General features: G+C 53.2%; 8 protein-coding genes. 5 read left to right on the top strand and 3 right to left on the bottom strand.

Going from position 1 to position 5,806, the window contains the following annotated elements; translation table 11 throughout:
- A partial coding sequence (locus AAAU26_RS00575; protein WP_349180866.1) for a relaxase family protein occupies positions 1 to 936 on the top strand: 936 nt, incomplete at its 5' end.
- A gap of 52 nt (positions 937 to 988) precedes the next feature.
- Here AAAU26_RS00575 and AAAU26_RS00570 read toward each other — a convergent pair.
- Positions 989 to 1,183 (bottom strand): DUF3873 family protein, encoded by a 195-nt coding sequence (locus AAAU26_RS00570; RefSeq protein WP_227619316.1) that lies wholly within the window; start codon positions 1,181 to 1,183, stop codon positions 989 to 991.
- A gap of 232 nt (positions 1,184 to 1,415) precedes the next feature.
- On the opposite strand from AAAU26_RS00570, the gene AAAU26_RS00565 reads away from it, so the two are divergent.
- The 4 genes from AAAU26_RS00565 (at position 1,416) to AAAU26_RS14500 (ending at position 4,283) form a co-directional block, all read left to right on the top strand.
- A complete protein-coding gene (locus AAAU26_RS00565; RefSeq protein ID WP_005921759.1) occupies positions 1,416 to 1,748 on the top strand; it encodes a helix-turn-helix domain-containing protein in 333 nt (110 codons plus the stop codon).
- A 112-nt stretch (positions 1,749 to 1,860) separates the two neighbouring features.
- Positions 1,861 to 2,373: a hypothetical protein gene (locus tag AAAU26_RS00560; protein WP_227619317.1), complete on the top strand. Its 513-nt coding sequence runs from the start codon at positions 1,861 to 1,863 to the stop codon at positions 2,371 to 2,373.
- Positions 2,374 to 2,836: 463 nt separating this feature from the next.
- Entirely contained in the window at positions 2,837 to 4,174 is a 1,338-nt protein-coding gene (locus tag AAAU26_RS00555; RefSeq protein ID WP_005946369.1) for an FMN-binding protein, read from the top strand.
- A gap of 25 nt (positions 4,175 to 4,199) precedes the next feature.
- Positions 4,200 to 4,283 carry a potassium-transporting ATPase subunit F gene (locus tag AAAU26_RS14500; RefSeq protein ID WP_227619332.1) on the top strand — a complete coding sequence of 28 codons (84 nt, stop codon included), beginning with the start codon at positions 4,200 to 4,202 and terminating at the stop codon, positions 4,281 to 4,283.
- A gap of 306 nt (positions 4,284 to 4,589) precedes the next feature.
- On the opposite strand, the gene AAAU26_RS00550 is transcribed toward AAAU26_RS14500, so the two are convergent.
- Positions 4,590 to 5,204, bottom strand: coding sequence for a class I SAM-dependent methyltransferase (locus tag AAAU26_RS00550; RefSeq protein WP_227619318.1), 615 nt, complete (start codon positions 5,202 to 5,204; stop codon positions 4,590 to 4,592).
- A 351-nt stretch (positions 5,205 to 5,555) separates the two neighbouring features.
- The coding region (locus AAAU26_RS00545) for a ferritin (RefSeq protein ID WP_349180865.1) at positions 5,556 to 5,806 on the bottom strand (251 nt) is incomplete at its 5' end.

Genomic DNA, 5,806 nt, shown 5'->3' with positions numbered 1-5,806 from the left:
CGGTTGAGTGACCTGATTTGCTTAGAGCACCAGTTGTCCGTCATTGAAAAGAAGCCCTACCGGGAGCGGCAGAAGCGTGTTCTCTATCCTCCAAAGGAGAGCAACCGTGACCGCCTGTGCGGAATCATCGACACCATTCTTGCGGAAAAGCCGAAGGACTTTGAAGTTTTTCTGCAAAAGCTGGAGCGGCAGGGATATAAGGCGAAGCGTGGCAAGCACACGGCGGTAAAGGGCAAGGGGCAGAAACGCTTTATTCGATTCCAAACTCTGGGCACCGGGTACAGTGAGGAAGAAATCAAGGCAGTGCTGGAGGGTAAAGCGAAACATCAGCCGTACCAGAGAACGCTGCCCAAAGAACAGCCCTTCCAGTTGCTGGTGGACATTCAGGGGAAAATGGCAGAGGGTAAAAGCGTTGGCTACAAAAAGTGGGCAACCAAGTTCAACCTGAAGGAGATGTCCAAGACGCTGCTATTTTTACAGGAGCAGAAAATCGGCAGTGCCGAGGAACTGCGGGAACGTGCAGCGGCGGCAACGGAACGCTATCATACTATGGGCGATTCCATCAAGGCGGCAGAAGCGAGGTTGACAGAAATCGCCGTCCTGAAAACCCACATCATCAACTATGCCAAGACCCGCCCGGTCTATGATGCCTACCGCAAGTCTGGGTACAGTAAAAAGTTTTTGGATGCCCACCGGGAGGAGATCACTCTGCACAAGGCGGCGAAGGCTGCCTTTGACGAGGCAGGATTGCAAAAGCTGCCGAAGGTCAAGGAGTTGGATGCGGAGTTCTCAGAACTGCTGACCAAGAAGAAAGCCGCTTACCCGGACTACCGCAAGGCACGGAACGAGATGCAAGAACTGGTTCGTGCGCAGAAAAACGTAGAACGTTTTTTTGCAGAGGAAAAGGACACCGCCGAGAAAACCCAGACTCGATAAACGAATGCCGCCGAGGAGCTTTCCTACTTGGGAAGCGTCCTCGGCGGCTTTTTTAGTTTATGTAGCAGCGGTCCTGTTTTATAAGCCAATCTTCACACAGCCGCTGGGCTTCGTCCTTTGTGCAGCAGGTGCAGTTGAAAAGTTTGCCACGGATGGAACAGTAAGTGTAGTGTACCTTCGGGACTCCATTGGCATCTCGAAAATCAACGCAACGTTCCTCACCGGGCAGCAGATCGATCGTATCCATGTTCAGCAGCTCCTTTTACCTTCGTTCATGTGCCAAGGGGCACAACGTTTGCTATTGTACCATGTACCGTTCCAAAAGACCATTGCTTTTTTGACCAAAGATACGCACAAAAATTTTTCGTCCCAAAAGTATCCAGATGGCGTTGAGTAAACGCTATTGGATTGTGTATAACAAAAATTGCGACAGGTATGCTATTGGTGTGTAACAAACACAATTAGAATGTGAGGTCGCTATGAATACGCTTTTGGGTCAACGAATACGAGAACAGCGCAAGGAAAAAGGCTGGACGATTGAACAGTTTGCAGAACGGGTCGATTTGTCGGCAAATTATGTTGGAGATTTAGAGCGCGGAGTAAAAATCCCCAAACTGGAAACCTTTATCCGAATCGTAGAGGTGTTGGACGTATCTGCTGATGTGCTGATCCGGGATTCCGTTCCATCCGCATCCCATGTGGCAGATGACGAACTGAGCAGAAAGCTGAGCCAGCTCACACCGGGGCAGAAGAAAGCTGCCATTGACATTCTGAATGCATACACCGACAACATTCCCTATATTACAAAATAACACCTATGTCAAAGAACGCCAGCAAACGTGCTGACGCTCTTTCTTTTTGCCCACAAATAGTCTATAATCAACACTATAAGCGTGCATATAACGCTAACAGTGAGTGTTTGAGGTGAACGACATGACAATCCTACCCAATATCGAAGAAGCAATGGAAGATGCCCGGAATGGAAAGCTGAGTCCGTATTGGCAGAACGACCTATACCGTGAATGTCACCGTCAGAAGTTATCGGACGAAGAACAGCAGGCTCTTTCGGAACTGGAGCGCATTTTGTCCGAAACTCCACAATGGAGCAGCGAAGAAGAATTGCATCATGACATGGCGAACATCGGCGGCAGAGTCTGGTACTGCCACTACTGGGAGGAACACTACTCCATGGTGCAGTTGACGGAAGATCGCAACGGCAGATTTAATACTGCCTACGTTCTGGACAGAAACACTTCCCCGGAAATGCGCCGGGAGGCTGCACTGCTGGCGCAGAAGGAGCTTGCGGAATGTATGCAGAAATGGGGCATTACGCTTCTGGATGCGCCTGTTCCTGAACAGATGAAGTACGATTCTCTTGCAGAAGCCGCTTCTCACCTCATGCAAGTTTTGAACGACTCAGAGCACATCACCGGGTAAAAAGCGTCCCGAAGGGATGCGCAGCCTGCATTGGAAAATGCAGATCAAAGGGGCTTGGGGCATTCCCCAACAAGCGTTTTGCAACGCAAAATAAGCAGATGTATATACGTCTGCACTGCTTGCTGGTACAATGTCATCGATGAAACAAAAATAGTTTCATCAAAGACGGTTATATGGTTGTGCCGATTTCCAAAACATAGTAATATTGAAGTACTAACTGGGGCTGAAAGTGGCAAAACTGCTTGGTTTCCATTCAGGAATTACTAACAGCGTAGACCGTCCGTTCGCTTCGTATACCGTCAGCGTCACAAATTGACACCAATTTATCATTCTTCACGAAGTATGTGCTAAAATCTCTTGACAGCACCTCACAAAATATGTTATCTTTTGTAAACATCCTTGAAAAGGTATGACCTTTTCTGGGGACCGAACACAAACCGATTTTTCTCTGGAGGAAAGACCCATGAAACAGGAGATCATCCGCAAACTGAGCGCTGCCGTGGCCATGAGCCTCGTTGTTGGCGTCTCTCTGGCCGCCTGCGGCGGCAGCAGCAGCTCCACCGCCGCTGGTGTGACTAAGACCGGCTCTGCCGAAGGCTTTGGCGGTGCTGTCACCGCCACCCTGACCGTGGATGCCAACGGCACCGTTACCGACTGCAAGCTGGAAGGCGCACAGGAGACCGAGAGCATCGGCGGCGCTGCACTGGAAGAGCTGTCCAAGCAGGTCGTGGCCGCCAACGGCCCCGCCATCGACGGCGTTGCCGGTGCCACGGTGACCACCAAGGCTGTCCGGAAGGCTGTTGCCGCCGCACTGGGTGTGGAGCTGGCCGAAGAGGCCCCCGCCGACTCTGCTGCCGCAGCCCCCGCTGAGCCCGCCGCCATCGTCCCGGTGGAAGGCGGCATCCAGATCGGTCAGGCCTATGCTGCCGCCCACGGCACCAAGTGCTTCACCGAAGCGGTGGCTGTGGTGAAGGATGACGTCATCCTCGCCGCCTACCTCGACGATTTCCAGTTCACCAGCGCCGATGCAGGCGTGACCGCCGTGCCCAACTCCGACTCCGACTTTGCCGCAGGCTACGCCGAGGGCAAGGTTCTGATGTCCAAGCGGGCCAACGCTGATTATTACAGCAAGATGATGGCCGAAAAGGGCGGCTCCACGGTCGCTCTGGATGCAAACTTCGACGCCATCCAGAACTTTGCTGTCGGCAAGACCATCTCCGAGCTGGAGGATGTGGCCGCCAAAGGTGCCGAGGCTGTGGACGCCGTCTCCGGCGCAACGCTGGTGGATACCGCCGGTTATCTCTCCGCCATCGTGGATGCCGCCAAAAATGCCCAGACCACGCAGGCCGTGGAGTTCAACGGCAGCTCCGAGGACCTGAAGCTGAATGTGGTCTATGGGGCCGCACACGGCACCAAATGCTTCACCTCCGGCGCTGTCGCCACCGCCGGGGACACCATCGTGCTGAGCTACATTGACGAGTTCCAGTTTGCCGGTTCGGACGCCGGGGTCGTCGGTGTGCCCAACTCCGATTCCGACTTCGGCGCAGGCTACGCCGAGGGCAAGGTGCTGATGTCCAAGCGGGTCAACGCCGATTACTACAGCAAGATGATGGCCGAAAAGGCTGGTTCCACCGTTTCGCTGGATGCCAACTACGACGCCATCCAGAACCACGTGAACGGCATGAGCATTGCCGACGCCGAGGCTCTGAGCAAAGATGAAAAGGCTGTGGACGCCGTTTCCGGTGCCACGCTGGTGGATACTGCCGGCTACGTTGGTGTGCTGGTGGATGCCGCAAAGTAAGGCAAGAAAAATAACGTTCCTCTGAATACAGCAGCGCCCGCCGGGAGATTTCCCGGCGGGCGTTGCTTATTTATTATATGTTTTATTGTATCCAGAACGGTTCGCCTAAACCGAGGGCCGCGCTGCGCGCTTCTGACGTTCCTTCTCCCTGTAGCAGGTTTGCCACAACAATGCGGCCTTTCAGGCCGTATTCAACTGCTTTCAGTTCTAGTTAAACATGAGTGCTATCAGGAAGAAAATCATAGCAATCCCCACGAGCCAAGGGATAATTTTCTCTTGATGAAACTCTCGGAATCTCAATGATCTTATAAACAGAACACCCAATAGGCCGATGATACACCATGCTGAAACGGTAAGACAGATATCGTACATGTTCCTTGCCTCCCTCGTATCTCTTGTATGGCTTGATTGTATCTTATCCCTCCGATTTCACACATTCGGCATAGGTTAATGGGAACGAGGCTTTCAGGACAGCGCTTTTCCGCACCGTCCAGTCGTTTTGCCGCAGGAAACGCAGGTATTCCTCGCTCGTCCATCTGCTGTGGAGAGGGAAGCCCGCCAGCTTCATGAAAAATGCCTTGACCTTGCCGGAAAACGAGTTCCCCGCGTGGGTGAAGGTCGGCGCAATGAGCACGCCGTCCTCTTTCAGCACCCGCTTGATTTCTTGCAGGGCTTTTTCCGGCTGCGGCACGATGTGCAGCGCATTGGACACGATCACCACATCAAAGGACTCATCCGCATAGGGCAGGCGGAACATATCCTGCACGGAAAAGTGCAGCTTGGCAGAGTGTTTATCACGCTTGGCCTCGGTAATCATCTCCGCGGAGGCATCCGTCGCCTCGATGTGCGCTACCGCGTTCACAATGTGCTTTGCAATCAGTCCCGTGCCGGTCGCCAGCTCCAGCACCGTTTTGGCTTTCACCACCGGCCGGATCAGCTTATACATCTCTTCGTATGCCGCCCGATCCTTTCGCATAAAGCGGTCGTAACGACCGGCATTTTTGTCCCAGAAGGTCTTTCGTTCTTTCATAGCCGTTGCCCTTATCTCTTCTTTATTTTTTGCCGCATTGTGCCTCTCGGAAAGGATTCAAAGTGCCACTAAATTTTCCCGTGCAGGCACCTGTCCCGCCGCTCTCAGGCGTATTCCAGCAGTGCATTGCACGCCGGACAAAGCGCCTCGCCCCTTGTCCAATGCACGCCACAACAATACCGGCGCACCATGAGGGTAACGGTTTCGATCTCCTTTTCCGTGTTCAAGTTCTGAAGTCCTTTCTGTTTTATACACAGTTAGTCTTTTCTAACCGTCTGGTGGAAGAAAAGGCAGGCCACCTGTATGTAGTCTGCCTTTTGCCTGATGCGAAAGCCCGCAGACACGCGGGGCTTACAGCACCAGCGAGGGCGCGGTGTAGACCCGTGCCTTCAGCTCGCTGTTTAGCATATACAGTCCCTTGCTGTCACCGCCGAACAGATCCATCTTGGTAATGAGGTCAGCGGCGTTCTTCTCCTCCTCGCCCTGTTCCTTGATGAACCAGTCCAGCATCTGCATGGTGCGGAAGTCCCTGACCTCGTATGCGGCGGCGTAGATGGCATTGATGCTGGCGGTGATCAGCATCTCGTGTTCCAGTGCTTTTT

Source organism: Faecalibacterium longum (assembly GCF_040094125.1).
GTDB classification, from domain to species: domain Bacteria; phylum Bacillota; class Clostridia; order Oscillospirales; family Ruminococcaceae; genus Faecalibacterium; species Faecalibacterium longum.
This window is presented reverse-complemented; position numbering and strand designations above follow the sequence as displayed.